26 protein-coding genes are annotated in these 25,326 nt (G+C 59.7%); 14 read left to right on the top strand and 12 right to left on the bottom strand.

Translation table 11 applies throughout. The features are described from left to right. Positions 1-17: 17 nt before the first annotated feature. Positions 18-404 carry a cytidine deaminase gene (locus LA304_RS05050; protein WP_224502032.1) on the bottom strand — a complete coding sequence of 129 codons (387 nt, stop codon included), beginning with the start codon at positions 402-404 and terminating at the stop codon, positions 18-20. 303 nt (positions 405-707) lie between these two features. On the opposite strand from LA304_RS05050, the gene LA304_RS05045 reads away from it, so the two are divergent. Beyond that, positions 708-2,990: an NADP-dependent malic enzyme gene (locus tag LA304_RS05045; RefSeq protein WP_224502031.1), complete on the top strand. Its 2,283-nt coding sequence runs from the start codon at positions 708-710 to the stop codon at positions 2,988-2,990. 284 nt (positions 2,991-3,274) lie between these two features. Beyond that, a complete protein-coding gene (locus tag LA304_RS05040; protein ID WP_224502030.1) occupies positions 3,275-5,167 on the top strand; it encodes a propionyl-CoA synthetase in 1,893 nt (630 codons plus the stop codon). Between the two features lie 55 nt (positions 5,168-5,222). On the opposite strand, the gene LA304_RS05035 is transcribed toward LA304_RS05040, so the two are convergent. Then, positions 5,223-5,981 carry an NAD kinase gene (locus LA304_RS05035; protein WP_224502029.1) on the bottom strand — a complete coding sequence of 253 codons (759 nt, stop codon included), beginning with the start codon at positions 5,979-5,981 and terminating at the stop codon, positions 5,223-5,225. A gap of 293 nt (positions 5,982-6,274) precedes the next feature. Here LA304_RS05035 and glyA point away from each other — a divergent pair, with 293 nt between their 5' ends. Both glyA and LA304_RS05025 read left to right on the top strand, forming a co-directional pair. After that, positions 6,275-7,570 carry a serine hydroxymethyltransferase gene (gene glyA, locus LA304_RS05030; RefSeq protein WP_224502028.1) on the top strand — a complete coding sequence of 432 codons (1,296 nt, stop codon included), beginning with the start codon at positions 6,275-6,277 and terminating at the stop codon, positions 7,568-7,570. A gap of 71 nt (positions 7,571-7,641) precedes the next feature. Continuing rightward, entirely contained in the window at positions 7,642-8,490 is an 849-nt protein-coding gene (locus tag LA304_RS05025; RefSeq protein WP_224502027.1) for a DUF817 domain-containing protein, read from the top strand. On the opposite strand, the gene LA304_RS05020 is transcribed toward LA304_RS05025, so the two are convergent. After that, on the bottom strand, positions 8,465-8,824 hold the full coding sequence (locus LA304_RS05020) for a hypothetical protein (protein WP_224502026.1): 360 nt from the start codon (positions 8,822-8,824) through the stop codon (positions 8,465-8,467). The genes LA304_RS05025 and LA304_RS05020 overlap by 26 nt on opposite strands. A gap of 64 nt (positions 8,825-8,888) precedes the next feature. Here LA304_RS05020 and LA304_RS05015 point away from each other — a divergent pair, with 64 nt between their 5' ends. Next, positions 8,889-9,671, top strand: coding sequence for an alpha/beta fold hydrolase (locus tag LA304_RS05015; RefSeq protein ID WP_224502025.1), 783 nt, complete (start codon positions 8,889-8,891; stop codon positions 9,669-9,671). 62 nt (positions 9,672-9,733) lie between these two features. Here the strand turns inward: LA304_RS05015 and LA304_RS05010 are convergent, their stop codons facing one another. Further along, on the bottom strand, positions 9,734-9,922 hold the full coding sequence (locus LA304_RS05010) for a CTP synthetase (RefSeq protein ID WP_224502024.1): 189 nt from the start codon (positions 9,920-9,922) through the stop codon (positions 9,734-9,736). A gap of 241 nt (positions 9,923-10,163) precedes the next feature. Between LA304_RS05010 and LA304_RS05005 the strand changes: the two genes are divergently transcribed. The 4 genes from LA304_RS05005 (at position 10,164) to LA304_RS04990 (ending at position 11,852) form a co-directional block, all read left to right on the top strand. Further along, complete coding sequence (locus tag LA304_RS05005; protein WP_224502023.1) at positions 10,164-10,301, top strand: entericidin A/B family lipoprotein; 138 nt, start codon at positions 10,164-10,166, stop codon at positions 10,299-10,301. A 65-nt stretch (positions 10,302-10,366) separates the two neighbouring features. Then, positions 10,367-10,504 carry an entericidin, EcnA/B family gene (locus tag LA304_RS05000; RefSeq protein ID WP_224502022.1) on the top strand — a complete coding sequence of 46 codons (138 nt, stop codon included), beginning with the start codon at positions 10,367-10,369 and terminating at the stop codon, positions 10,502-10,504. A 158-nt stretch (positions 10,505-10,662) separates the two neighbouring features. Further along, the gene (locus tag LA304_RS04995) at positions 10,663-11,271 is read left to right on the top strand and encodes a hypothetical protein (RefSeq protein WP_224502021.1); all 609 of its coding nucleotides are present in this window, start codon (positions 10,663-10,665) and stop codon (positions 11,269-11,271) included. Next, positions 11,268-11,852, top strand: coding sequence for a hypothetical protein (locus LA304_RS04990; protein WP_224502020.1), 585 nt, complete (start codon positions 11,268-11,270; stop codon positions 11,850-11,852). The genes LA304_RS04995 and LA304_RS04990 overlap by 4 nt, the downstream gene beginning before the upstream one ends. Positions 11,853-11,912: 60 nt before the next feature. Here LA304_RS04990 and lepA read toward each other — a convergent pair whose 3' ends face one another. After that, positions 11,913-13,712 carry a translation elongation factor 4 gene (gene lepA, locus LA304_RS04985; protein ID WP_224502019.1) on the bottom strand — a complete coding sequence of 600 codons (1,800 nt, stop codon included), beginning with the start codon at positions 13,710-13,712 and terminating at the stop codon, positions 11,913-11,915. 267 nt (positions 13,713-13,979) lie between these two features. On the opposite strand from lepA, the gene LA304_RS04980 reads away from it, so the two are divergent. Further along, positions 13,980-14,312, top strand: a complete 333-nt coding sequence (locus LA304_RS04980) for a hypothetical protein (RefSeq protein ID WP_224502018.1) — start codon at positions 13,980-13,982, stop codon at positions 14,310-14,312. Between the two features lie 25 nt (positions 14,313-14,337). Here LA304_RS04980 and LA304_RS04975 read toward each other — a convergent pair whose 3' ends face one another. Next, positions 14,338-14,802 carry a low molecular weight protein-tyrosine-phosphatase gene (locus LA304_RS04975; RefSeq protein ID WP_224502017.1) on the bottom strand — a complete coding sequence of 155 codons (465 nt, stop codon included), beginning with the start codon at positions 14,800-14,802 and terminating at the stop codon, positions 14,338-14,340. Positions 14,803-14,894: 92 nt separating this feature from the next. On the opposite strand from LA304_RS04975, the gene LA304_RS04970 reads away from it, so the two are divergent. Continuing rightward, positions 14,895-15,584, top strand: coding sequence for an NAD-dependent deacylase (locus LA304_RS04970; RefSeq protein ID WP_224502016.1), 690 nt, complete (start codon positions 14,895-14,897; stop codon positions 15,582-15,584). A 225-nt stretch (positions 15,585-15,809) separates the two neighbouring features. Here LA304_RS04970 and LA304_RS04965 read toward each other — a convergent pair whose 3' ends face one another. The 5 genes from LA304_RS04965 to meaB form a co-directional block, all read right to left on the bottom strand. Then, positions 15,810-16,361 (bottom strand): 2OG-Fe(II) oxygenase, encoded by a 552-nt coding sequence (locus LA304_RS04965; protein ID WP_224502015.1) that lies wholly within the window; start codon positions 16,359-16,361, stop codon positions 15,810-15,812. A gap of 150 nt (positions 16,362-16,511) precedes the next feature. Next, positions 16,512-17,003: a copper chaperone PCu(A)C gene (locus LA304_RS04960; RefSeq protein ID WP_224502014.1), complete on the bottom strand. Its 492-nt coding sequence runs from the start codon at positions 17,001-17,003 to the stop codon at positions 16,512-16,514. A 37-nt stretch (positions 17,004-17,040) separates the two neighbouring features. Next, positions 17,041-17,388: a DUF2946 family protein gene (locus tag LA304_RS04955; RefSeq protein ID WP_224502013.1), complete on the bottom strand. Its 348-nt coding sequence runs from the start codon at positions 17,386-17,388 to the stop codon at positions 17,041-17,043. A gap of 155 nt (positions 17,389-17,543) precedes the next feature. After that, positions 17,544-17,831: a 50S ribosomal protein L28 gene (rpmB, locus tag LA304_RS04950; protein ID WP_224502012.1), complete on the bottom strand. Its 288-nt coding sequence runs from the start codon at positions 17,829-17,831 to the stop codon at positions 17,544-17,546. A gap of 252 nt (positions 17,832-18,083) precedes the next feature. Continuing rightward, complete coding sequence (meaB, locus tag LA304_RS04945; RefSeq protein WP_224502011.1) at positions 18,084-19,061, bottom strand: methylmalonyl Co-A mutase-associated GTPase MeaB; 978 nt, start codon at positions 19,059-19,061, stop codon at positions 18,084-18,086. A 108-nt stretch (positions 19,062-19,169) separates the two neighbouring features. On the opposite strand from meaB, the gene hrpB reads away from it, so the two are divergent. Further along, complete coding sequence (hrpB, locus tag LA304_RS04940; RefSeq protein WP_224502010.1) at positions 19,170-21,584, top strand: ATP-dependent helicase HrpB; 2,415 nt, start codon at positions 19,170-19,172, stop codon at positions 21,582-21,584. A gap of 15 nt (positions 21,585-21,599) precedes the next feature. Here the strand turns inward: hrpB and gndA are convergent, their stop codons facing one another. Then, positions 21,600-23,033, bottom strand: a complete 1,434-nt coding sequence (gndA, locus tag LA304_RS04935; protein ID WP_224502009.1) for an NADP-dependent phosphogluconate dehydrogenase — start codon at positions 23,031-23,033, stop codon at positions 21,600-21,602. A gap of 211 nt (positions 23,034-23,244) precedes the next feature. Between gndA and LA304_RS04930 the strand changes: the two genes are divergently transcribed. Then, positions 23,245-23,703: an NUDIX hydrolase gene (locus LA304_RS04930; protein ID WP_224502008.1), complete on the top strand. Its 459-nt coding sequence runs from the start codon at positions 23,245-23,247 to the stop codon at positions 23,701-23,703. A gap of 140 nt (positions 23,704-23,843) precedes the next feature. Beyond that, positions 23,844-25,325 carry an inorganic phosphate transporter gene (locus tag LA304_RS04925; protein ID WP_224502007.1) on the top strand — a complete coding sequence of 494 codons (1,482 nt, stop codon included), beginning with the start codon at positions 23,844-23,846 and terminating at the stop codon, positions 25,323-25,325. Position 25,326 lies beyond the last annotated feature (1 nt).

Raw genomic sequence — 25,326 nt, 5'->3', positions numbered from 1 at the left:
CCCTACCCGTCTGCCAGTTAGTCCATATGCTCGGTCGTGAACGCGCCAGGCAGCAGCTCGCCAACGGTCATTGTCAAAACTTTACCTGTGCGAGACATCATGGACACTTTGACCTCGGGGGACGCGAACTCGCGAAGTTTCTGGCGGCATCCGCCACATGGCGGGACCGGATCATCGCTGTCGCCAATCACGGCGACCTCTGCAATTTTGGTCTCTCCACCCAAAACCATTGCCGCAATTGCCCCCGCCTCTGCGCAGGTGCCCTCTGGATAGGCGGCGTTCTCGACATTCACCCCCGTGTAAATATCGCCCTTCTCGGTCCGGATCGCCGCACCAACCCGAAAATTGGAATAAGGAGCATAGGCTTTGACCTGAGCCTTCGCGGCTTCATCGAGCAGAGACATGTGGAGAAACCTCATTTTTGACTATCTGGTCGAGTCTGCGCCGCACATCCCGAATATGCAAGCAGGATGCATGCCTTCCGCGCGGTTCAACGCCCTAAATTTGCATCCTGAAAAATTTCGCGCAATGATTGCGCTAACATCACAAATCTCTGAGACACCGACCGCCCTGCCCCCTTGCACCCCGCCCGCAGAGAGGCGTAGAGCCACAAGCAAATGCACGACGTGAACTCTGAGAAAAAATAGTTTAACACTAAACTTATTCAGAATCGCCTCACGAGACTGACTCACACAGGGAGGCCAGAAATGGCAACGGACAAGCGCAATGAGAGCCTGAGACAAGCCGCTCTCGATTATCATGAGTTCCCGAAACCCGGTAAGCTTGAGATCAGAGCAACCAAGCCAATGGCAAACGGCCGCGACCTCGCGCGCGCCTACAGCCCGGGCGTTGCTGAAGCCTGCCTTGAGATCAAAGACGATCCCACAACTGCGAGCCGCTACACCGCGCGTGGCAACCTCGTCGCCGTTGTCACGAACGGCTCGGCTGTGCTCGGCCTCGGAAACATCGGCGCAGCGGCCTCCAAACCCGTGATGGAAGGCAAAGCCGTCCTGTTCAAGAAATTCGCGAACATCGACTGTTTCGACATCGAGGTGAACGAGAGCGATCCAGCGAAGCTCGCTGAAATCGTTTGCGCGCTGGAGCCGACGTTCGGCGCGATCAACCTCGAGGACATCAAGGCACCGGATTGCTTCATCGTTGAACAAATGTGCCGCGAGAAGATGAACATCCCCGTCTTCCACGACGACCAGCACGGCACAGCCATCGTTGTGGGCGCCGCCGCGACCAACGCGATGCGCGTCACGGGCAAATCTTTCGAAGACATCAAAGTCGTCTCCACCGGCGGCGGCGCAGCTGGCATTGCCTGCCTCAACATGCTGCTGAAACTCGGCGTGAAGCGCGAGAACGTCTGGCTCTGCGACATTCACGGCCTCGTCTATGAGGGCCGCGAAGAGGACATGAATCCGCAAAAGGCCGCCTATGCTCAGGCGTCCGATCTTCGCGAACTGTCTGAGGTGATCGACGGCGCCGACATGTTCCTCGGCCTCTCCGGTCCGGGCGTCCTCAAGCCCGATATGATCAAGAAAATGAAGAAGCAACCGATCATCTTCGCCCTCGCCAACCCGACGCCGGAGATCATGCCGGATGAGGTCAAGAAGGTCGCGCCGGACGCTATCATCGCGACCGGCCGTTCGGATTACCCGAACCAGGTGAACAACGTGCTCTGCTTCCCGTTCATCTTCCGCGGCGCGCTCGACGTTGGCGCGACCGAGATCAACGACGAGATGCAGCTCGGCTGTATCGAAGGAATTGCCGCCCTCGCCCGCGCCACCACGAGCGCCGAAGCCGCGGCCGCCTATCAGGACGAGCGCATGGAGTTCGGACCGGAATACCTCATCCCGAAACCGTTCGACCCGCGCCTGATGGGTGTCGTGGCCTCCGCCGTGGCGAAAGCCGCGATGGAGAGCGGCGTGGCGACGAAGCCGCTCACTGATATGAAGGCGTACAAAGACGCGCTCGATCACTCTGTCTTCAAATCCGCGCTTATCATGCGTCCGGTCTTTGCCGCTGCGAGTCAGGCCGAGCGCCGCATCGCCTTCGCAGAAGGTGAGGACGAACGCGTTCTACGCGCCGCTCAAGCGATGATCGAAGAAACGACCGACAAACCGATCCTCATCGGCCGCCCCGAAGTCATCGCAATGCGTGCCGATCGCGCCGGCGTCAAAATCCGTCCGGGCATCGATTTCGAAGTTGTGAACCCGGAAAACGACAGCCGCTACAAACAATACTGGCAGGCGTATCATAGCTTGATGGAGCGCAAGGGCGTGACGCCTGACCTCGCAAAAGCGATCATGCGCACGAACACCACCGCCATTGGCGCGATCATGGTTCAACAGGACCACGCAGACAGCATGATCTGCGGCACGTTCGGGCAGTATCTCTGGCACCTCAACTACATCACCCAGATCCTCGGCACAAAAGAGCACCAGCCTGTCGGCGCCCTGTCCCTGATGATCCAAGAGGACGGCCCGCTCTTCATTGCGGACACGCACGTTCACACGGAGCCCACGCCGGAGCAGATTGCAAACACTGTCATCGCAACCGCGCGTCACGTCCGTCGATTTGGCATTGAGCCGAACATCGCGCTCTGTTCGCACAGCGAGTTCGGCAACCTGAACTGCCTGACGGGTCGCAAGATGCGGGCCGCAATTGAGATCCTCGACTCGGAGCCGCGTGATTTCTGCTACGAGGGCGAGATGCACATCGACAGCGCACTCACCCCAGACCTACGCAACCGGAACTTCCCGCACTCGCGCCTTGAAGGCCCCGCAAATGCCTTGGTCTTTGCAATTGCAGATGCGGCCTCCGGTGTCCGGAACATTCTCAAGACGAAAGGTGGCGGCCTCGAAGTCGGGCCGATCCTGATGGGCATGGCCAACCGCGCGCATATCGTGACCCCGTCGATCACGTCGCGCGGCCTTCTCAACATGTCTGCAATCGCGGGCACACCGGTCGCCCACTACGGCTGAGGCCCTCAAAGCCCCACGCATCGCCAGAAACTCCAAGCGCCCTCGCCTCGCGGGGGCGCTTTTGTTTGCAATACAGGCTGCAAAAACAAGAGTTTGCAAACTGCTTTTCTGCATGTGTTTGCGAATTTTTTATAAACTTTTTGAACGCACCCTGATAACAAAGATGCCGGAGAGGGCGTTGGCCCGCGTGACTAGGCGCGTGACATTCCATCGCAGTATAGCAGCCTTTGATGGAATCACCCGCGCGGCCGATCACGCATTGATTAGCGAGGAGGACGCGAAGCGTGGCATACAAAGACGTATATGAGGCCTGGAAAGCCGACCCGGATGGTTTCTGGATGCAAGCTGCCGAGGAGGTGCATTGGTATAAGAAACCTTCCAAAGCCCTGTTTGACGAGAAAGCACCGATCTACGAGTGGTTTTCCGACGGGCTGACGAACACCTGCTACAACGCGGTGGACCGTCACGTTGAGGCCGGTCGCGGCGATGAAATCGCCATCATGCACGAAAGCCCGATCACCCACTCGACCAAGGGCATCACCTACAAAGAGCTTCAGGACCGCGTGTCCTCTCTCGCCGGCGCGCTCAAAATGCGCGGCGTGGAAAAAGGCGACCGCGTCATCATCTACATGCCGATGATCCCCGAAGCGCTCGAAGCCATGCTCGCCTGTGCCCGCATCGGCGCCGTCCACTCCGTCGTCTTCGGCGGTTTTGCTGCCAACGAATTGGCCGTCCGCATCGACGACTGCACCCCGAAAGCAATCATCGCGGCGTCCTGTGGTCTCGAGCCGAACCGCGTGGTCCACTACAAACCGCTTCTTGATGAAGCCATTGAAATCGCCGACCACAAGCCGGAGTTCTGCGTAATTTTCCAGCGTGAGCAGGAAGTCGCGAAACTCATCGAAGGCCGCGACTTTAGCTGGCACGGCTTCCAGTACGGTGTGAAACCGGCGGAATGTGTGCCGGTCGAGGGCAACCATCCTGCCTACATCCTCTACACCTCCGGCACCACCGGTGCGCCGAAAGGTGTCGTGCGCTCCACGGGCGGGCATCTCGTGGCTCTGCACTGGACCATGAAGAACATCTACAACATCGACGTGGGCGACCGTTTCTGGGCTGCGTCTGACGTGGGCTGGGTCGTGGGTCACAGCTACATCTGCTACGGCCCGCTGATCAAAGGCGCGCAGACCATCGTGTTTGAGGGCAAGCCGGTCGGCACCCCGCACGCAGGTGTCTTCTGGCGCATCATCCAGAACCAGCGCGTCAAATCCTTCTTCACCGCCCCGACCGCCCTTCGCGCGATCAAGCGTGAGGACCCGACAGGTGAGTGGATCAAGCGCTACAAACTCCATGACCTACAGGCGATCTTCCTCGCCGGTGAGCGTGCGGACCCTGACACGATCAAATGGGCTCAGGAAAAATTCGGCGTGCCGGTGATTGACCACTGGTGGCAGACAGAGACCGGTTGGGCAATTGCCGCCAACCCGCTCGGCATCGAGGAGCTTCCGGTCAAGATCGGTTCGCCCTCAGTCGCCATGCCCGGCTATGACATCGACATCCTCGACGAGACCGGCCATCCGGTCCCAGCGGGCGAACTGGGCGCCATTGCGATCAAGCTGCCGCTGCCCCCGGGCACTTTGCAAACGCTGTGGAACGCTGAAGAGCGCTACAAGAAGAGCTATCTGACCACCTTCCCCGGCTACTACGAGACAGGCGACGCGGGCATCAAGGATGAGGACGGCTACGTCTACATCATGGCGCGCACCGATGACGTGATTAACGTCGCGGGCCACCGCCTCTCCACCGGCGCAATGGAAGAAGTCCTCTCCGCCCACCCCGACGTCGCGGAATGCGCCGTGATTGGTGTCGCAGATGCGCTCAAAGGCCAATCCCCGCTCGGTTTCCTCTGCCTCAACGCAGGGTGCGAGCGTGACCACGCCGAGATCGTCAAGGAAGTCGTACGCGACGTCCGGAACGAGATCGGCCCGGTTGCGGCCTTCAAACTGGCATGTGTCGTTGATCGCCTTCCTAAAACCCGCTCCGGCAAAATCCTGCGTGGGACGATGGTGAAGATCGCGGACAATCAGGAATACAAGATGCCCGCAACGATTGATGATCCGGCGATCCTCGACGAGATCAAGGTTGCCCTGCAGGGGCTCGGCTACGCCAAGGGCTAATCCGGCCTCGCCATTAAGAGAATGAAAACGCGGCCTGAGAGGGCCGCGTTTTTTCTTAGACGAACTGTTCTCTGAGCAGCCTTTCTTCGAGGCCATGCCCCGGATCAAACAGAATACGATGCTTCACATCCGGCTCGGAGGCGATTTCCACCCAGAGCACATTGCCCGCGTGGCGGCTATCCGCATCGGCCATCACCGGCCGTTTTTCAGGCTCCAGCACATCAAAACGCACCTTTGCCGCACTCGGAAGCAGTGCACCACGCCAGCGACGGGGCCGGAACGCGGCCATTGCTGTCAGCGCCAGAACATCGGACCCGATCGGCAGGATCGGACCGCGAGCGGAATAGTTATAGGCGGTGGAGCCAGCAGGCGTGGACACGAGCACACCGTCACAAACCAGTTCCTCCATCCGGACCTTGCCATCAATCGACACGCGCAGCTTTGCCGCCTGCGGCCCCGCGCGCAGCAGAGACACCTCGTTGATCGCGAGCGCGTGACGCATCCGACCCGTCTCGCTCGCGGCCTGCATCGAGAGCGGGTTGATCACTTCCTCTTCGGCCTCAGAGAGCCGCTCAATCAGGTCCTCTTCACGGAATTCGTTCATCAGGAACCCGATGGTCCCGCAGTTCATCCCGTAGACTGGCGTGTCGAGAGCCATCGTGCCGTGCAGGGTCTGAAGCATGAACCCGTCGCCACCAAGCGCAACGATCACTTCTGCTTCGGACAAGGGGACAGACCGATAGCGGGATTTGAGGCTTGCGAGAGATGACTGGGCGATTTCGGCATCACTGGCCAGAAAAGCAATTTTGACCATACCGGGTCCCTCTTCCTGTCGTTCGGCGCCTCATTATGGTCTCTCGACCAAACACCGCGATTTTCTCAACGCTTAGCAAAGCTTTCTGCGGATTTCACGCCTTTTCAGTGCGGCCTCCTCGCCCCACTCCTGTGCACAAATGGATCAGACGGTCGCGCATCGGAAACATTTGCGCTTCTGACCGCAGGTTTCAACGGCAGATTCAACATGATTATGCAGCGGATGAGGGTTTTCGAACTGTCACATTCTAGGTAAGAAGCGCGCAATACTCCCACGCTGCCAAGGAGCAAAGCATGTCGACCAACGTCCGCGACGCCGGTTTCTTCACCGAGTCCCTCTCCTCCCGTGACCCTGAATTGTTTGCCTCGATCACCGATGAGCTGGGCCGCCAGCGTCACGAGATCGAACTCATCGCCTCGGAGAACATCGTCTCCTCGGCCGTGATGGAAGCTCAAGGCTCCGTCATGACCAACAAATACGCCGAGGGCTATCCGGGACGCCGTTACTACGGTGGTTGCGAATACGTTGACGTGGCCGAGAACCTCGCCCGCGACCGCGCGAAAGAACTCTTTGGCTGCGAATTCGTCAACGTTCAGCCGAACTCCGGCTCTCAGGCGAACCAAGGTGTCTTCACCGCGCTCCTGCAGCCGGGTGACACCATCCTCGGCATGTCCCTCGACGCCGGTGGTCACCTCACCCACGGCGCCAAGCCGAACCAGTCCGGCAAATGGTTCAACGCGATCCAGTACGGCGTTCGCAAGCAAGACCAGCGCATCGACTACGATCAGGTGCAGGAACTCGCCACCGAGCACAAACCGAAGCTGATCATCGCCGGTGGCTCCGCGATCCCGCGTCAGGTGGACTTCGCAAAAATGCGCGAAATCGCTGACTCCGTGGGCGCTTACCTCATGGTCGACATGGCACACTTTGCAGGTCTCGTAGCAGGTGGCCAGCACCCGTCGCCGTTCCCGTACGCGGACGTCGCCACCACGACGACCCACAAAACCCTGCGCGGCCCGCGCGGCGGCATGATCCTCACCAACAACGCGGACATCGCGAAAAAGGTGAACTCCGCGATCTTCCCGGGCATTCAGGGCGGTCCGCTCATGCACGTCATCGCCGCGAAAGCCGTGGCGTTCGGCGAAGCTCTGCGTCCGGAGTTCAAAGAATACACCAAGCAGGTGATCGTGAACGCGCAGGCGCTCTCTGACCAGCTCATGAAAGGTGGCCTCGACATCGTCACCGGCGGCACCGACACCCACGTCCTGCTCGTCGACCTGCGCCCCAAAGGTGTGAACGGTAAGATCACCGAAGCCGCCCTCGGCCGCGCGCACATCACCTGCAACAAGAACGGCATCCCGTTCGATCCGGAGCCGCCGATGGTCACCTCCGGCGTGCGTCTCGGCACCCCCGCCGGCACCACCCGCGGCTTTGGCGAAGCAGAATTCCGTCAGATCGCAGACTGGATCGTCGAAGTGGTCGATGGCCTCGCGCAGAACGGCGAAGAAGGCAACGCGGAAGTCGAAGCCAAGGTGAAAGCCGAAGTGGAAGCCCTCTGCGAGAAATTCCCGCTCTACCCGAACTTGTAAGTTCAGGGCATTAACGACAGTTTAGAGGGGCCTTCGGGCCCCTTTTCTTTTGTAGTTTAATGAGTTGCTCCATGTCTCAACCCACTTCACTGGAACGCCGCCTCGGAGACTGGCTCCGTGCCCGCCTGCCCCATGCGTTGACCGAACTGGTGATGTTCATCGTCAAAATGGGCTGGGCATCGCTCTTTGGCGGCCTGCTCTTGATCGCAATGATGGTCACACACGCGTTCTGGCAGGAGGACTGGGCCTTCGCGCGCTACGATGCTCTCTTGCTCTACGCTTTGAGCCTGCAAGTGCTGTTTCTGATCTTCCGCATGGAGACAATCGGTGAGGCGAAAGTCATCCTTCTGTTTCACCTCACGGGCACCATCATGGAGATTTTCAAACTCCATATGGGAAGTTGGGATTACCCTGGCGCGGGGCTCATCAAAATCGGTGGCGTGCCCCTCTTTTCCGGCTTCATGTATGCCTCTGTCGGGAGCTTCATGGCGCGGGCCATTCGCCTCTTTGACATGCGGTTTGCGCCCTACCCGCCCTACTGGGCGAGCCTCGTCTTCGCTTGCGCCATCTATCTGAATTTTTTCACACATCATTTCGGCCCCGACATCCGCATTGCCCTCTTCGCGGCCTCACTGCTGCTCTACGCCCGCACCCGTGTGTGGTATCGGATCGGCCAGTGGCACTGGATGCCGATGCCCGTCGCAAGCGTGCTCTCCGCCTTTTTTCTCTGGGTCGCGGAGAACGTCGGAACCACCACGCGGATCTGGCTCTACAAGGGGCAGATTTCGGGTGAGATGGTCAGTCTCTCGAAGATGGGGTCATGGTATCTCTTGCTCTACGTGAGCTTTGTGACCGTGACACTGGTGCAGCGAGAGGCGCTTTGCCCGCGCTCATTCACACCAGACCGCGCCAGACCATAACAGCCAAGACGAGCGCGATCGTCACGAAGATGACAAACGCAATCGCAGCCACGAGATCGAGCAACCTATTCTTGCGGCGGGTCGCGACGTCCTGACGCTCAAGGAAATACCGCAATTCCTTCAGCGCCTTATTGGTCTTCTTGTGGTTCACCTGCTGCGCCAGTTTCGGGTGCGCCTCAAGCGCCATAGCATCAACAATCACCGCAGATTTCTTGCGCGCCCAACGGGGCAGACGGCGGCCAGCGTGGCGCACTTTGGCCTCAAACCCCTCCCCCAGACGCACGCCGAGATTGTCCCGCAGGAGCGTGGCGAGGGCGTCGGATTGGTCGGTCACAGATTGGCTCATAACCGACATTTAGGGCCTTTGCTGCGCTGCGCCAAGGCGCTAAATGTGGTGCATGCTCAATACCCTCCTCAACGGTCAGCCGACCGACCGCGCACCGCTCCTGATCGTCCATGGCCTCTTCGGGTCCGCCCGCAACTGGGGCGTGATCTCGAAACGGCTTTCCGATCAACGCCTTGTGGCCTCTGTGGACCAGCGCAACCACGGCGAGTCCCCGCGGGGTCAGACGCAGAGCTACTGGGATATGGCGGCGGATCTGGCGGAGGTGTTGGAACCGTTGGTGGCGGAGCACGGGCCAATGCATGTCATGGGGCATTCTATGGGCGGGAAGGCTGTGATGGTGCTCGCGCTCCAGCGCCCCGACCTGATCAAGTCCTTGATTATCGCGGATATTTCTCCCGTCTCTTACAGCCACGACAACACGCCGCTCATTGACGCGATGCGCAAGGTTGACCTGTCGACCGTTGAAAAACGCTCGGATGCAGATCGGCAACTCGCCCATGATGTCCTCGACGCTGGCGTGCGGGCGTTTCTATTGCAAAGCCTTGTTGTGAAAGAGAAAAAGTGGCTTCTGAACCTCGACGTGCTCGAAGAGGAAATGCCGAAAATCACCGCTTTCCCCGAGGTGTCGGGCCAGTATGACGGACCCGTGTTTTTCCTCTCCGGCGGGGAGAGCACCTATGTGGAACGGGACCATCGGGAACGGTCTAAGGCATTGTTCCCAAATGCGAAATTTGCGTCCATTCCGGGCACGGGCCACTGGCTCCATGCCGAAAAGCCGCGGGAGTTCGAGGCGGCGATGCGGGCGTGGATGGAGGCGGTGGACGCGAAGGGCTAAACCCGCTTAGCCACCCGCGTCACGCCGCGCTCACATCCGCTCCCCCAAACGCGTGGAATGCGTCAGGAGAACTCTTCCGTAATCCGCTTCGACACGAACCAAGTCACTGGAATCGCAACAACAAATCCAATCGCCGCGGCGATCAGGATCGGTTGAAGCGTGTCCTTACCCATGGTCAGAGCGACCACAACAAAGGTGCCCATCAGGGTGGTGGAAATCAGTGAAAACAGGATACCGGCGAGGCGGTTCATGGGGTCTCTCCATTACATTCAGTCGCGCGCATATATTCATAAGGCGATTCCAGAATATAACTTTGATCCGCGTCAAATCGGCGGTCGGCAAAGCGTCTGACATGTGTCGGACAAGTGTCGGACCCCGCGAACGCTCCGGCGGCCCTTCGCGCAACACCCGCCCGACCAAAGCCGCGCCATATTGCCCCCTCCCCCGAACGGCGCTACGAAATGAAAGACGATATTTTCCGGAGACACTCCCATGAAACGCAGCCTTCTGATCGGCCTCGCCCTCTTCGCCCTCGCCGCCTGTGAAACCATCGAAGGCGCAGGCCGCGATATCTCCACCGCAGGTCAAGCCATCTCCAGCGCAAGCCGCGACGTCCAGTCGAGCCTCTGAGCCCTCAGGGAACCAGACCGCCCCCGCCCGCGTTGTCCCTCCAAACGCAAAGACTGGAGTGTGACATGAAACGTGTAATCCTGATGGGCGCCGTCCTCTTTTCCCTCGCCGCCTGCGAAACCATCGAAGGCGCTGGCCAAGACATCTCCACCGCCGGCGGCTACATCGCCCAAGAAAGCCGCGAGGTCCAAAGCGGGATGTGATGCGGTAGCGTCACGAGCGAATTCGGAAGCGCCTGCCCTTTGGGTGGGCGTTTTTTGTTTTCTTGCCGAGAAATGTCTCGAAATCTTAAAAATGCGGGCACCGAATTTTCCGAGTTGATGTAGTCTATGTTCATTCAAAGTTTATTAAGTGGCCTGCGTTGGAAAAATACGAGTTATTATTCACAATCTTTCTACCCGCTGCGTTGTTCTTCTGCGGTTTTAACTATGTGCAGTCATATTACGCATTTTTCGAGGTTAGCACTGCAGAGCTAGGACTGGAGTTTCAGTCGATACTTGCTCATTCGGTAAAAGCGTTAGTGCTCTTAATGACACCGATGGTTACCGTAATTTGGTGCGTTCTCGCAATTTTGACCTCTCTAGCTGCCTGTGCAGTTAAGAAATTTCTATGCAAAAACGTTGAGAAGACGGCGCTTGAACTGACATTGCGCTACGCACCACCGAGTTTTGCACTCTTTGTAATAGCTCACCTTTTGGCTGTCTCCGGTGACTTAGGGAGGGATGAAGCTCGGAACGATGTAAAAGATCTCCCGGCTCTCTTTCTTCAAAACATTTCTCAGAAAGAAGGTGCAGCCAAGCATTATGCATTTATGACTGAGCAAAAGAACCTACGTTTCCTAGCCACATCAGCGACCCACACAATCGCGGTTCAGGTCTATCCCGCTGACGGCACATCAGCATTGGAAATTGTTACTATCAGAATTCCCCACGACACCGGATTAATTACAAACGTTAGGGATTATAAATGAGTAAGTTTTATCGGCTCATTCCGCTGAGCTTCATGTGTCTTTTTAGCGTCGATGGTCTGATTGCCCAAGACAGCGCAGGCATCGCATCTGGAACAAAGGCAGTAATCGAAACCACATACATTTATCTCTGGGAAGCGAATGGGCGCTATCCACCTCCTGTTGCAGAACTAAAAAGCGTCATTAAAGGGAAAAATGATAATGGTCTTTCAATTGTAGAAGCAGTTGCGTGCGGTGAAACTGAGGTCAAACAGTATCAAGTCACAACAATCGATATAAGTAACGAGAATTGTGCTCCAGGCGAGAGCATGAGAGGCCCGTTTTCAATCGAAGTCCTCTATGAGAGGTCGAACAACATCGAACAAATTTTGACTTCGAACGACGGGCAGATTGCAGTCTTCGCGAACAAAACGGACCCTGTCTCGTATAAATTTTCGAATGACGGCGAGGAGATTACGTTCGATTTTCGAGCTAAATTGAATGGCAAGTATGAGCCACTTTCCCTAGAGGTTCAGAGTGTATTGGAAGCCTCAGACGGGATGTTATCGATCGTGGTTGAGCCCCCAAGTTTCGCATTGGAATAGCGACATTGGGATTTGGTTAACTAAACGAAACAAAAAAGCCCCGCTCTCGCGGGGCCTTTTTTAATCGTCCATCTTGAGCGCAGAAATAAACGCTTCTTGCGGGATTTCTACTTTCCCGAACTGGCGCATCCGTTTCTTACCGGCTTTCTGCTTCTCCAACAGTTTCTTCTTCCGCGTGGCGTCGCCGCCGTAGCATTTGGCGGTCACGTCTTTGCGCATGGCGGAGAGGGTTTCGCGGGCGATGACCTTGCCGCCGATGGCCGCTTGGATCGGGATTTTGAACATGTGGCGCGGGATCAGGTCTTTGAGCTTTTCGCACATGGCGCGGCCCCGCATTTCGGCGCGGTCGCGGTGAACCATCATGGAGAGCGCATCGACCGGCTCTTCGTTCACGAGGATCTGCATTTTGACGAGGTTGTCCTGACGATACTCGGTGAACTGGTAGTCAAAGGAGGCGTAGCCTTTGGTGACCGATTTCAGGCGATCATAGAAGTCGAACACCACCTCGTTGAGCGGCAGGTCATAGACGGCCATGGCGCGGGTGCCGGCGTAGGTCAGGTCGAGCTGAATGCCACGGCGGTCCTGACAGAGTTTGAGCACGTCGCCCAAGTATTCGTCGGGGACCATGATCGTCGCCTTGATGCGCGGCTCTTCGACGTGGTCGATGAGGGTCGGGTCGGGCATGTCGGCGGGGTTGTGGAGGTCTTCGACCGTGCCGTCCTTCATGTGGATTTTGTAGACCACGGAGGGGGCGGTGGTGATGAGGTCGAGGTCATACTCGCGCTCGAGACGGTCGCGGATCACTTCGAGGTGCAAAAGCCCGAGGAAGCCACAGCGGAAGCCGAAGCCCAGCGCGGCGGAGGTCTCCATCTCGGCGCTGAAAGACGCGTCGTTGAGCTGGAGTTTCTCGATGGCGGCGCGGAGGTCTTCGAAGTCGTTGGCATCTACGGGGAAGAGGCCACAGAACACCACGGGGATGGACGGTTTAAAGCCCGGCAGCGGTTTGTCGCACTGCTTTTTCTCGTGGGTGATGGTGTCGCCGACCTTCGTGTCGCGGACCTGTTTGATAGACGCGGTGAAGACGCCGATCTCGCCCGGCCCAAGCTCCGGCCAGTCGGTCATTTTGGGTTTGAGCACGGCGAGCTTGTCGATCTTGTAGGTCGCCTTGGTCTGCATCATGCGGATCTGGTCGCCCTTTTTGACGACGCCGTCGATCACGCGGATCATCACGACCACGCCGAGATAGGGGTCATACCAGCTATCCACGAGCATCGCCTTGAGCGGCGCGTCGCGCTCGCCCTCGGGGGCGGGCAGACGGGTGACGATGGCTTCCAGCACGTCGGGGATGCCGAGGCCGGTTTTGGCGGAAATCTCGATGGCCTCGGAGGCGTCGATCCCGATCACGTCCTCGATCTGCTCACAGACGCGCTCCGGCTCTGCGGCAGGCAGGTCGATCTTGTTGAGCACGGGCACGATGTCATGGTCAGCGTCAATCGCGGTGTAGACGTTGGCGAGCGTCTGCGCCTCAACCCCCTGCGTTGCGTCCACCACGAGGAGCGAGCCTTCAACCGCCTGCATCGACCGGGAGACCTCATAGGCAAAGTCCACGTGGCCGGGGGTGTCGATCAGGTTCAACACGTAATCCTGCCCGTCGTTGGCCTTGTAATCAATGCGCACAGAGTTCGCCTTGATCGTGATCCCGCGCTCGCGCTCAATGTCCATGCTGTCGAGCAACTGCGCCTGCATATCGCGATCGGACACGGTGTTCGTCGACTGGATCAACCGGTCGGCCAGCGTCGATTTCCCGTGGTCGATGTGGGCCACGATGGAGAAGTTGCGGATGTTTTTCAGCTCGGTCATGACAGGCCTTTAGCGCGTGAAGGTTTGGCTGAGTTCTATGCTGTGAAAGGGGGGAAATGGCAAGGGGGTTGAGTGCAATCTTGGGGTGCTCTCATTGACGAACGGGGGTTTATCTGCGTTCGCCCTCGGCACCCCTCCGCCGACCCTCTCCCTGCGACAAACTCCGCGATTGAAAGCTGGCCTCGGTTTTGGCACACTTCCCCTCATACTTCATGGCGACGGAACCCTGCGGAGACGGGGCGCGCTTTGGATCAATGAGGCAGAGAGATGACACATTCCTTGAAAGCTCGGACGGTAAAGACTTTGGCTGCAACTGCGGTTCTGGTTGCGGCGACCCTGTCGCCCCTGACCGCATCGGCGCGGACGATTGAAAAGGCCTGCATGGCCTCCGACCGTGCGGCGAACAATGTGGCGCTGTGTGGTTGCATTCAGCAAGTGGCGGACATGACGCTCACCAACAGTGATCAACGGCAGGCGGCGAAGTTCTTTGAAGACCCACAAAAAGCGCAGGACATTCGCCAATCGGACAAGGAGAGCCATGAGGCCTTCTGGCTGCGCTACAAAGAGTTCGGAAACGTCGCCGCCGAGTATTGCGGCTGACCCCCGTCAGGGCATTCTGCGCGGACTACGCGTCGAGCGCGGCGAGGAGACCGTCGGAGGCGGCTTCGATCAGGTCGAGCGTTTCATCGAAATCGCGCGTGTAATAGGGATCCGGCACGGATTTCTCTCCGGTCTGCGGCGCATATTGCATCATCATGGTGACGGGTGTGTCCGAGCCGGGCTTGCCCGCCTTGGGGCGCAGGCGTTCGACATCACGCAGGTTGTTGCCGTCCATGGCCACGATCAGATCAAAGCCTTTGAAATCGTCAACCTTGATCTGTCGGGCACGCAGGTCGGACATATCGTAACCACGCGCGCGGGCCGCGTCCTGCATCGGAGGATACGGAGGCTCGCCCACATGCCAGTCCCCGGTTCCGGCGCTGTCGACCATGACGGATTTCCCCGCAGTTGCGGCTTTGGCAGCAAACACTGCTTCAGCAGAAGGCGAACGGCAAATATTGCCGAGACAGACAAAAAGAATTTTCTGCATAGGCGCTCCTTTCGGCACTCGCAAACCTTGCAGGAATGAATGACTGCGATCAGGTTAGTCTCCGAAACCCCATCCGACAACAGGAGGTCCGAATGTCAGGCGGAATTTTTATACTTTCTGGTGCAGGTCTGTCTGCGGAAAGCGGATTGCGCACATTTCGGGCAGAGGATGGTCTCTGGGAAGATCACCGTGTTGAGGATGTCGCAACACCGGAGGCCTTTGCCCGCGATCCAGAACTGGTCCAGCGGTTCTACAACATGCGACGCGCGCAGGCGGCTGAGGCTGCACCGAACGCCGCGCATGTGGCGCTCGCACGGTTGCAGGAGGAGCACGACGGGCCGGTCCACCTCGTGACGCAGAACGTCGATGACCTGTTGGAACGTGGCGGCGCGAAAGAGGTGATCCATATGCACGGCGCCCTCAGGGACGCGCTCTGTGCGGCGTGTGAACACCGCTGGCCCGCACCTATGGAAATGGCCGTGCCCGACCCCTGCCCCGCCTGCGGCGCGCCCGCGACACGTCCGGACATCGTCTGGTTCGGCGAAATCCCCTATCACATGGAGCGCATTCAGGACGCCCTCGAAGAGAGCGGCCTTTTCGTTGCGATCGGGACCTCGGGTGTCGTCTATCCCGCCGCTGGCTTTAGCCAGATGGCCCGCGCCTATGGGATCAAGACGATGGAACTCAACCTGGAGGCCTCGGGCGGGCGCTTTGACGAGATCCGCGAAGGCCCCGCGACGGAGATTGTGCCTGCATGGGTGGCGGAGATTCTTGGTGGCTGAACACGGCCTGAGTATTTTGGCCAAGAAGAAGACAGCGGCCTCAACCGGATAGTAACCAGTCGCACCCTACCCTCCTCTCGCGGAACAGGCGGGAGCGCCGATGGCCGCCCAAGGAGAAGACGCGCCGTTTCGTGTGGCTGAAACCCCTTCCGAACGTCCGTCACGGTGCGGAGCATCGGCAACCGGCGCGCACCCTTCTGCTTCTTCTTGGTTTAAATACTCACATTAGCGGAACGCCGGTCCATGGACCCAAGTGGAGAGTGAGTAGCGTTCGCCCGAGGTCACGGGCGTCACACGGTGGAGCACGAAGGACGGAAACAGGATGGCAGAGCCTTTGGCGCGGTCTGCTTCGCGGATGTTCGCGTCGGGCTGTAGCTCCAATGCGCCGCCTTGATAGTCGGAGGGTTCGGAAAGCTGCACCACCATTGTGAGTTTGCGACGGGAGGCGAGCGCGCCCTCACCCACGTCGGAATGCCAAACGAAATGCCCCTCTCGCTCCGCGCCGTAGCGGGCGACCTGCGGGCTTTCGCCGAACTCGGTCAGGGCGAAGTCGAAGTGACTTCGGTTGGCTTCGGCCACCAGCGCCATGATCCGCTCCATGATCCATTCGCCCCCTTCGCGCTCGTCGAGCCAGGCGAGATCGGCGCGGCGCAGGTTATGGTCCGACCGGTTTTTCACAAGACCAGCGTCCGCGAGGTCTTCCTCACGGGCCAGCGAAATAATTGCATCACACTCGGCGGGCGAAAACGCCGCCTCGAACGCATAGACACTCAGCATCTCTCGGGACTCTTCAATTGTAGAGAAAGCGCGCAATGAGGGCCGAAATTTCCCGCATCACGATGGAGCGTCATTTACGCTGATTTTTGAGTCGCGCAAGAAAAAAGGCACGCCGCGAAGACGTGCCTTTCACAGAAATGATGCGTGGCCTCAGTTGCTCATCTGGCCGTTTTTCATGCCCGTGCCGTCCATGGGCATCGTGCCTTCGACGCGCTCCATATCGACGGGGATGTCTACCGTGATATCACCTGCCTTCTCGAAGGTGAGCGTGACGGTGATGATATCGCCCTGCGCCATCGGCTTGAGCAGCCCCATGAACATGACGTGGTCCCCGCCACGGGCGAGCGCATGGGTGCCGTGGGCGGGGATGGTGAAGCCTTCGGGCACGTGCATCATCTTCATGATGCCGTCGCCCATCTCTTTGTGGGTGTGGAGTTCGGTGATCTTGGAGATGTTGCCTTTGGCATCAATGAGTTGATCATCCTCGTCGCCGCTGTTTTCAATCGTGAAAAACGCCGCGCCGGTCTTGGCCATCATGCCGGAGGAGCGCGCATAGGGGTCGACGATGGTGATCTCTGCAAAGGCCGGAATCGCGAGGGTGCAGGCGGTGAGGCCCGCCAGAAGAGTGGTTTTGAAAGTCATAATTGGTCCTTGGATGTCTTGAGAGCGTTTGGAAGTCTCAGACAACCGGCGGCGCGCGGGCGCGTGCTTGGGGCAGGACGTTCTCATGCGTATCGAGCGCCAGAGCCAGCGGAGCAAATCGCGTCACGGTCTGTTCGGGCGGAAGCAGGTCGAATGCTTCCGTCACCCCCGCGATCACGGAGAGCGCACAATCGGGACAAATGTGGCTCGGGCCGATCGGCTGGCCGTCGGCGTCTGTGAGCACAGTCACGGGACCGGTGCCTGTGCAGAGCACAACAGAGCCTGTCGCATCGCGCATGGTTCCACGCGCCACGGCCATGGATTGGGACGTGACGATCAGCAGGAACGCGACCAGAAGGGCCTTTATGGTGCGAGTGAGACGCATAGTGTCCGGCACATTAGCGGGAGGCGTGCGAAAGCGAAAGAGACCGAATGCCGCAGAAATAGCGTGACGGCAGTGCGCGCAAGACGGGCGCAAAAAGAGAAACCCCGCAACGGGTACTCCATTGCGGGGTCAATCTCTGAAGAAATCAGAAAAGATTAAGCGGCAGCTTGGGCTTTCGCGATGTCTTTTTTGATTTTCAGTGCGTTGTCCGACAGCTCTGTGTCCTTTGCTTTCGCAAGGAACGCGTCGAGACCACCACGGTGGTCAACGGAGCGCAGAGCAGCAGCGGAGATTCGCAGCTTGAAGGAGCGGCCGAGGGTTTCCGAAATCAGCGTCACATCGTTGAGGTTCGGAAGGAAACGGCGGCGGGTTCTGTTTTTGGCGTGGCTGACATTGTTGCCAGTCATCGGGCCTTTACCGGTCAGTTCGCAACGACGCGACATGGGTTCATCCTCGTTTCTACTTTCGAAAGCGAATGCTCTCGTAGTTTAAAAGACTCATATTCTGTCTTGATCGGCCCCCTTTTACGCGCACGCGTTCCGGACGCAAGTCCGAAAAGCCTTTTGCGATACGTGAAAAGACCGATTTCCAACAGAATATAGACACCGCCCGAGGGACAGCGTCCGAAATTCAGTGGGCGGTGCTTAAGCGATAGTTAGAGAATCGTCAAGCCCTAGCGCACGTTCTTCGGCACCCTAGCCATGTTGAAGCGCACTCAGGACATCTGCCGCCGCATGCCCCGGTGTCATCTCGCCAGCGGCGACCCGTCCAGCGAGGCCTGTAATCATGGATTTGAGCGGTTCTTTCTCCAGCTGCCCCAAGAGTCCATGACGGATTTCCTGCCCGAACCAGTATTCGGCCTGCTCGGAGCGGCGTTTGTCGAAGAAACCGTTCTCGCGCCGCCACTCGATGAGCGTATTCATCTCGCCCCAGGCTTCTTTGAGGCCCTTCTCTTCGATGGCGGAGACGGTCATGGCCTTGGGGAAATCCGTCGGGTCTTGCGGGCGTTTGCGGATCAGGCGGAGCGCGCCGGCATAATCGGCACAGGTGCGTTGCGCGGCGGGTTTGAGGTCGCCGTCGGCTTTGTTCACGAGGATCAGGTCCGCCATTTCCATGATGCCGCGTTTGACGCCCTGCAATTCGTCGCCGCCCGCAGGGGCGAGGAGCAGGAGGAACAGATCGGACATTTCGGAAACCACGGTTTCTGATTGGCCCACACCCACCGTTTCGATGAGGATCAGGTCATAGCCTGCGGCCTCACACAGGGCGACGGCCTCTCGCGTGCGGCGGGCGACGCCGCCAAGTTCGGATTGCGACGGAGACGGGCGGATAAAGGCGTTGCGCTCGCGTGACAGCAGTTCCATCCGCGTTTTATCCCCGAGGATAGAGCCACCGGAGCGCGACGACGACGGATCGACGGCGAGCACGGCGACCTTCAGCCCTTCTTTGATGAGCATCATGCCGAAGCTCTCGATAAAGGTGGATTTGCCAACGCCCGGCGTGCCGGAGAGGCCGAGGCGGAGCGCTTGGCGACCGGATTTTCCGACCTCTTCCATGAGCGCGATCGCCTGTTCGCGGTGATCTGCACGGGCGCTTTCGACCAAGGTGATGGCGCGCGCCAACGCACGGCGGTTTCCGGCGATGACCTGTTCGGCAAGCTCTTTGATGTCCATCGTCTCCCCCGGCGTTCTCTCACTCGCTCGCGTTTTTTCCCGCAGCCGCGCGCGATTGTCCACCCCTGCCCTCTTTTCGGGACTAGTGCTTTCGACCATAAGAGGCGCATGTTCACACCGCGCCTTCCGATTGATGATGTCTTAGACGAGCTGACCACCGCCATTCGTGCGGAGGGGCGGGCCGTTCTCATGGCGCCTCCGGGGGCGGGCAAGACGACGCGCGTTCCGCTCGCGCTGCTGCCGCATGTCGAAGGGCGGATTGTGATGCTGGAGCCTCGACGGCTCGCGGCGCGGTCTGCGGCGGAACGTATGGCGGAGACGCTCGGGGAAACCACGGGAGAGACTGTGGGCTACCGCATTCGCGGAGAGGCGAAGGTGTCGAAAGCCACGCGGATCGAGGTTGTGACCGAAGGCATTCTGACACGAATGCTACAATCGGACCCCGAATTGAGTGGCATCGGGGCCGTAATCTTTGACGAATTCCACGAAAGGTCGCTGAACGCCGATTTGGGCCTCGCGCTGACGTGGGAAGTCTGTCAGGCGCTGCGCGATGATCTCGTGCTGGTGGTGATGTCCGCGACGCTAGACGCCGATCCGGTGGCTGCGCTGCTCGACGGGGCACCCATTGTGCGCTCCGAGGGCCGCGCCTATCCGGTGGAGACCCGATGGCTCGATGCACCCATGCGCAAGGGGCAGCGGTTGGAGCAGGCGGTCGCGGACCTCGTGATCGAGGCGGTGACGCAGGAGGCTGGATCGGCGCTCGTGTTCCTGCCCGGCGAAGGAGAAATCCGTCGGGCGCAGGCGGCGCTTGAGGGGCGTGTACCAGCGGATTGCGTGATCCGGCCCTTGTTTGGCGCGATGAAATTTGCAGAGCAACGCGCGGCGATTGCGCCTGTGAAAGAGGGGCGGAAGATCGTGCTCGCCACCTCTATCGCGGAGACCTCTCTGACCATCGAGGACGTGCGAATTGTCGTGGACGCCGGACGCGCGCGGCGGGCGCGGTTTGATCCGGCGTCGGGCATGTCGCGCCTTGTGACGGAACGGGTGTCAAAGGCCGAGGCCGAACAAAGGCGCGGGCGTGCGGGCCGTGTGTCGGAGGGGACGTGTTTCCGGCTCTGGACGAAGGGCGAGGAAGGTGCGCTCTCTGCCTTTGCGCCGGCCGAGATCGAGACGGCGGACCTCGCGGGATTTGCGCTCGAACTGGCGATGTGGGGGGCAACGGAGGACGATCTAGCGTTTCTGACGCCGCCGCCTGCGGGGCCACTGGCGGAGGCGCGTGCGCTGCTGGTGAGCCTCGGGGCGTTAGACGCGGACGGGCATATTACGGCGCACGGAAAGGCGCTCGCGGCAAAACCGCTACATCCGCGGCTTGCACATATGCTGCAAATCGCGGGCAGCAATGCGGCGGAATTGGCCGCTCTATTGAACGAACGCGATCCTTTACGGGGCGCTGGCGTTGATCTGTCTCTCAGGACCCGCGCGATCCGGTCGCCCGGCAATGCGGACCGTGGGGTGATCGAACGGGTGAAGCAAGAAGCCAAGCGCCTGCGCAGCGGGTTGCCTCAAGGCGACGACCTGAGCCTCGGAGAGATGGCGGCGCTGGCCTATCCGGACCGTGTGGGCTTGCGGCGTCCGGGGGATCAGCCGCGGTATCTTTTGTCCGGTGGCAAAGGCGCTGTGATGCCGGAAGGGGACGACCTCGCCAGCGCGCGCTTGATCGTTGTGACCGACACCGACGGCGCGCCAAGGGACGCGAGAATCCGACAGGCGGCGCAGATCAGTGAGAGCGAGCTACGCGCGCTCTACGGCGGTCAGATCGCGTGGCATGATGTCTGCGATTGGGACAAGCGGGAAAAGCGCGTCGTCGCACGGCGGCGGGAGATGTTTGGCGCGCTCGCGCTCGACGACCGTCAATGGAAGGACGCGCCGAAAGAGGCAATTGCGCGCGGGGCGCTGGTCGGGTTGCGCCAGATCGGGCTGCCATGGACGGATGCGGCGAAGCGGTTTGCGGCGCGGGTGGCCCTGATGGGCGACGACTATCCGGAGATGGCAGACGCGGCGCTGATGGAGACGCTTGAAGACTGGCTCCTGCCCTATCTCAAGGGGGCAAAGACGGAGGCGCAGTTGCGCAACCTCGACATCACGTACGCGCTCAGAGCGATGCTCGACTGGGATCAGATGAGCCGCCTTGATCGCGAAGTGCCTGCGCATTTCGAGAGCCCTGTAGGGCGCAAGCTGCCGATTGATTATTCGGGTGAGGCACCGGAGGTGACGGGGCGGATTCAGGAGTTTTTCGGCACGACGGTTCACCCGACGGTGGGGCCGAAGCGTGTGCCTTTGAAAGTGGTTCTGACGTCGCCGGGGCATCGTCCGGTGCAGGTCACCATGGATTTGCCGAATTTCTGGAAGACGTCTTACGCCGATGTGCGCAAGGACATGCGCGGGCGCTATCCGAAGCACCCGTGGCCGGAGGACCCGACAGAGGCCGATCCGACGCTACGGGCGAAACCGCGAAAACGCTGACGCGCAAACCCGTCTTTAGAGTTGTGCAGCGCTATGGGCCGTTGTGCCCCCCCATGGACCGTGATGGCCTGCGCCACCGTCGGTGCGTTCGAACCCGTGCGCACCGAAGAAGTCGCGTTGCGCCTGAACGAGATCGGTGGTGCCGCGGCCTTGGCGGAGCGTATCGAAATAGGCAAGCGCATTGGCGAAGGCCGGGATCGGCAGACCTGTGATGGCAGCATAGGACACGACGCGGCGGAGTGCGCGGACGCCGGTCTTCACGAGGTCTGCGAAGCGCGGCGCGAAGAGGAGCTGGCCATGCGGCAACCCTTCGCGGATGGCGGAAGCCATGTCATCGAGGAGCGCGGAGCGGATGATGCAGCCTTCGCGCCAGACTTCGGCAGCGACGGCGAGATCGGTGTTCCACTCATAGGCCTCGGACGCGGCGGCGAGGAGTTTGAAGCCCTGATCGTAGGCAATGATTTTGGCGGCGAGGAGCGCGGCTTCGAGATCCTCGACGGGCGGGATCGGCGCGGCCTCTGCAGGTGTCTCGGCAAAGAGCGCTTCACCGGCAAGGCGCGTTTCTTTTTCCGAGGACCAAGAGCGTGCGGCAACGGCGGCCTCGATGGTCGAGGGCGATTGGCCGAGTGTGATGGCCTCAATCGCGGTCCAGCGGCCGGTGCCCTTCTGGCCGGCCTTATCGACGATCACATCGACCATGGGCTGACCGGTTTTGGGATCGGATTCTTGGAGCACTTTCGCGGTGATCTCGACGAGATAGGATTCAAGCGTGCCTTTGTTCCATTGCTCGAACAGAGCACCGATTTCGGCAGGCGCGTGGCCAGCGCCGTCGCGCAGGAGGCCGTAGACCTCTGCGATCATCTGCATGTCGGCGTATTCGATGCCGTTGTGCACGGTTTTGACGAAGTGACCGGCGCCATCAGGACCGAAATGCGCGGCACAGGGCGTGTCGCCGTGTTTGGCGGAGATGGCCTCAACGATATCGCGGATCACCTCATAGGACGACGCATCGCCGCCGACCATGATCGACGGGCCGTGCCGCGCGCCCTCTTCACCACCGGAGACGCCCATGCCGAAGAACTTGAGCCCCTTCTCGCTAAGAGCTGCCTCACGGCGGCGGGTGTCGTGGAAATTGGCGTTGCCGGCGTCGATGATCATGTCACCTTCATCAAGGAGCGGCGTAAGACTCTCGATCACTGCATCCACGGGACCGCCTGCTTTCACGAGGATAATGATGGCGCGCGGGGTCGTCAGGCTCGCCACAAGCTCTTCGTAGGATTTCGTCCCAACCACATTGGAAGCGAGGTCGCCCGCGCTCGCGATGAAGTCATCTGTGATGGAGGTAGTCCGGTTGTAAACCGCGATGGGAAAACCGTTTTCAGCGATATTGAGCGAAAGATTGGCGCCCATGACGCCGAGCCCTACGAGTCCGATCCGTGCTTGTGACATAGGTCTGAGACCTCCTTGGTCATTTCCTGAACAGCCTTTGAAAACGTCTTCACCGCGCGGATTGCGACAAAAGACAGCGCTAACACTACATATATCAACATGGGACAGAGGCAAGGGCGATACCGCAATGCAGAAAGAAACTTGCTTTTTCGATTCGGCGGAATTATGTATATACGTCAGATAGACAAAAAACGACGAGCACACGCATCATATGCCACCACTTTTGAAATCCGCATGGGCAGGGGTTATCGACCCGCTGCTGCGCCGCCCCAACCATGTGCAGTCCGCTGCGCTCTGTTGGCGTGACGGCAAGCGTGGCAAGGAAGTGCTGCTCATCACCTCACGCGACTCAGGCCGTTGGATCATCCCGAAGGGCTGGCCCATTGACGGATTGGACGGTGCGGGCACGGCCGCTCAGGAAGCCTGGGAAGAAGCCGGTGTGAAGCCTGTCAAAGTGAGCCGCAAGCCGCTCGGCCTCTATCACTATGTAAAGAAGCTCAACAACGGGGTGATGGCCCCTGTTGAGGCGACGGTTTACTCGATCAAAGTCGATCACCTGGAAAAAGACTTTCCGGAAAAGGACGAACGCACACGCCGCTGGGTCACGCCGAAACAGGCTGCGGCGCTCGTCGAGGAGCCGGAACTGAAGGACCTGCTGCGCGACTTCTGAGACGCGCAAACCGTATTTTCCCCATATTTCATGGCGCGAACCGGCGTTTTGTCGGGGCAACACTTGAAATGAGGCCTCTCGCGCGGTAGCGACACCCCCGAATGTAACGCTTTTGCGACACATAAGGGACAACGCGACCGATGGCCGGACCAGACAACTCCAAAAAACAGTGGCACACGCTCGATAAAGATCTCAACCGGATCAATCGGGTTGAGCAGGCGACCTTCCATGTTGCCCGTCCGATGGTGGGGCTCGGGGTTGCGCTCGCGTTCATCATCGTCGCGGGACTTGCTGCGGCTGTGCTCTTTGGCGGGCAACAGGGGTCCGCGGTCGTGATCGCGGCGGCGGCGCTCGGCGCCTACATGGCGATCAACATCGGGGCGAACGACGTTGCCAACAACATGGGGCCTGCCGTTGGTGCGAATGCGCTGACCATGGGCGGGGCCATTGTGATTGCGGCACTTTGTGAGAGCGCAGGCGCGCTTCTCGCTGGCGGCGACGTGGTATCCACGATCTCGAAGGGCATCATTGATCCGTCCTCGATGGCGGACAGCAGAATTTTCATCTGGGCAATGATGGCCGCCCTGCTCTCCTCTGCGCTTTGGGTGAACCTCGCCACATGGATCGGCGCGCCGGTGTCCACCACGCACTCCGTTGTCGGCGGCGTCATGGGCGCAGGGATCGCGGCGGCAGGCTTTGCCACGGTGAATTGGGCCTCGATGGGCATGATCGCGCTGAGCTGGGTCATCTCCCCTCTGCTCGGCGGCGTGATCGCAGCCGGCTTTCTGTGGTTCATCAAAGCGCGGATCATGTATCAGCCGGACAAAATCGCAGCTGCACGTCGCTGGGTGCCGGTTCTGATCGGGATCATGATGGGAACTTTTGCGACCTATCTGTCTGTGAAAGGCCTGAAAAAGATCGTCTCCATCGACCTGCCCACCGCTCTTCTGATCGGGGTCATCGTCGGTGCACTTTGCTACATCGGCTCTGCGCCTCTGATCCGGCGTCAATCCGAAGGCCTCGAGAACCGCAACAAGTCTCTGAAAGTGCTGTTTGGCCTGCCGCTCGTAATCTCCGCCGCCCTTCTGTCCTTTGCGCATGGCGCGAACGACGTGGCGAACGCTGTTGGTCCGCTCGCCGCCATTGTCCACGCGAACGCCTTCGGGGAGTTTGCAGGCAAGGTGAACATCCCGCTTTGGGTGATGGTGATTGGTGCTTTCGGCATTTCGTTCGGCCTCATCCTGTTCGGCCCGAAACTCATCCGCATGGTCGGCAGCCAGATCACCAAGCTCAACCCGATGCGCGCCTATTGCGTCGCGCTCTCTGCCGCGATCACTGTGATTGTCGCAAGCTGGCTCGGCCTGCCCGTGTCTTCGACGCATATCGCCGTCGGCGGTGTGTTTGGCGTCGGGTTCTTCCGCGAGTGGTATCATGAGAAACGCGTGGGCGAGACGGCACGGGCGAAAGCCTCTACACGGATCGCCGCCGAAGAGCGTCGCCGCCGCAAACTCGTGCGTCGCAGCCACTTCATGACGATCGTTGCGGCATGGGTGATTACTGTTCCGGCAGCCGCGCTCATTTCCGGTGGCGTGTTCTACCTCCTGTCCCATTTGCTCACCTAAG

Origin of the sequence: Celeribacter litoreus, assembly GCF_020165855.1 — a bacterium.
GTDB classification, from domain to species: Bacteria; Pseudomonadota; Alphaproteobacteria; order Rhodobacterales; family Rhodobacteraceae; genus Celeribacter; species Celeribacter litoreus.
This window is presented reverse-complemented; position numbering and strand designations above follow the sequence as displayed.

What these genes read in the sequence shown, in the direction of transcription:
- LA304_RS05050 (WP_224502032.1), bottom strand. Translation starts at nt 404, where the DNA reads ATGTCTCTGCTCGATGAAGCCGCGAAGGCTCAGGTCAAAGCCTATGCT.
- LA304_RS05045 (WP_224502031.1), top strand. Translation starts at nt 708, where the DNA reads ATGGCAACGGACAAGCGCAATGAGAGCCTGAGACAAGCCGCTCTCGAT.
- LA304_RS05035 (WP_224502029.1), bottom strand. Translation starts at nt 5,981, where the DNA reads ATGGTCAAAATTGCTTTTCTGGCCAGTGATGCCGAAATCGCCCAGTCA.
- glyA (WP_224502028.1), top strand. Translation starts at nt 6,275, where the DNA reads ATGTCGACCAACGTCCGCGACGCCGGTTTCTTCACCGAGTCCCTCTCC.
- LA304_RS05025 (WP_224502027.1), top strand. Translation starts at nt 7,642, where the DNA reads ATGTCTCAACCCACTTCACTGGAACGCCGCCTCGGAGACTGGCTCCGT.
- LA304_RS05015 (WP_224502025.1), top strand. Translation starts at nt 8,889, where the DNA reads ATGCTCAATACCCTCCTCAACGGTCAGCCGACCGACCGCGCACCGCTC.
- LA304_RS05010 (WP_224502024.1), bottom strand. Translation starts at nt 9,922, where the DNA reads ATGAACCGCCTCGCCGGTATCCTGTTTTCACTGATTTCCACCACCCTG.
- LA304_RS05005 (WP_224502023.1), top strand. Translation starts at nt 10,164, where the DNA reads ATGAAACGCAGCCTTCTGATCGGCCTCGCCCTCTTCGCCCTCGCCGCC.
- LA304_RS05000 (WP_224502022.1), top strand. Translation starts at nt 10,367, where the DNA reads ATGAAACGTGTAATCCTGATGGGCGCCGTCCTCTTTTCCCTCGCCGCC.
- LA304_RS04990 (WP_224502020.1), top strand. Translation starts at nt 11,268, where the DNA reads ATGAGTAAGTTTTATCGGCTCATTCCGCTGAGCTTCATGTGTCTTTTT.
- lepA (WP_224502019.1), bottom strand. Translation starts at nt 13,712, where the DNA reads ATGACCGAGCTGAAAAACATCCGCAACTTCTCCATCGTGGCCCACATC.
- LA304_RS04980 (WP_224502018.1), top strand. Translation starts at nt 13,980, where the DNA reads ATGACACATTCCTTGAAAGCTCGGACGGTAAAGACTTTGGCTGCAACT.
- LA304_RS04975 (WP_224502017.1), bottom strand. Translation starts at nt 14,802, where the DNA reads ATGCAGAAAATTCTTTTTGTCTGTCTCGGCAATATTTGCCGTTCGCCT.
- LA304_RS04970 (WP_224502016.1), top strand. Translation starts at nt 14,895, where the DNA reads ATGTCAGGCGGAATTTTTATACTTTCTGGTGCAGGTCTGTCTGCGGAA.
- LA304_RS04965 (WP_224502015.1), bottom strand. Translation starts at nt 16,361, where the DNA reads ATGCTGAGTGTCTATGCGTTCGAGGCGGCGTTTTCGCCCGCCGAGTGT.
- LA304_RS04960 (WP_224502014.1), bottom strand. Translation starts at nt 17,003, where the DNA reads ATGACTTTCAAAACCACTCTTCTGGCGGGCCTCACCGCCTGCACCCTC.
- LA304_RS04955 (WP_224502013.1), bottom strand. Translation starts at nt 17,388, where the DNA reads ATGCGTCTCACTCGCACCATAAAGGCCCTTCTGGTCGCGTTCCTGCTG.
- rpmB (WP_224502012.1), bottom strand. Translation starts at nt 17,831, where the DNA reads ATGTCGCGTCGTTGCGAACTGACCGGTAAAGGCCCGATGACTGGCAAC.
- meaB (WP_224502011.1), bottom strand. Translation starts at nt 19,061, where the DNA reads ATGGACATCAAAGAGCTTGCCGAACAGGTCATCGCCGGAAACCGCCGT.
- hrpB (WP_224502010.1), top strand. Translation starts at nt 19,170, where the DNA reads ATGTTCACACCGCGCCTTCCGATTGATGATGTCTTAGACGAGCTGACC.
- gndA (WP_224502009.1), bottom strand. Translation starts at nt 23,033, where the DNA reads ATGTCACAAGCACGGATCGGACTCGTAGGGCTCGGCGTCATGGGCGCC.
- LA304_RS04930 (WP_224502008.1), top strand. Translation starts at nt 23,245, where the DNA reads ATGCCACCACTTTTGAAATCCGCATGGGCAGGGGTTATCGACCCGCTG.
- LA304_RS04925 (WP_224502007.1), top strand. Translation starts at nt 23,844, where the DNA reads ATGGCCGGACCAGACAACTCCAAAAAACAGTGGCACACGCTCGATAAA.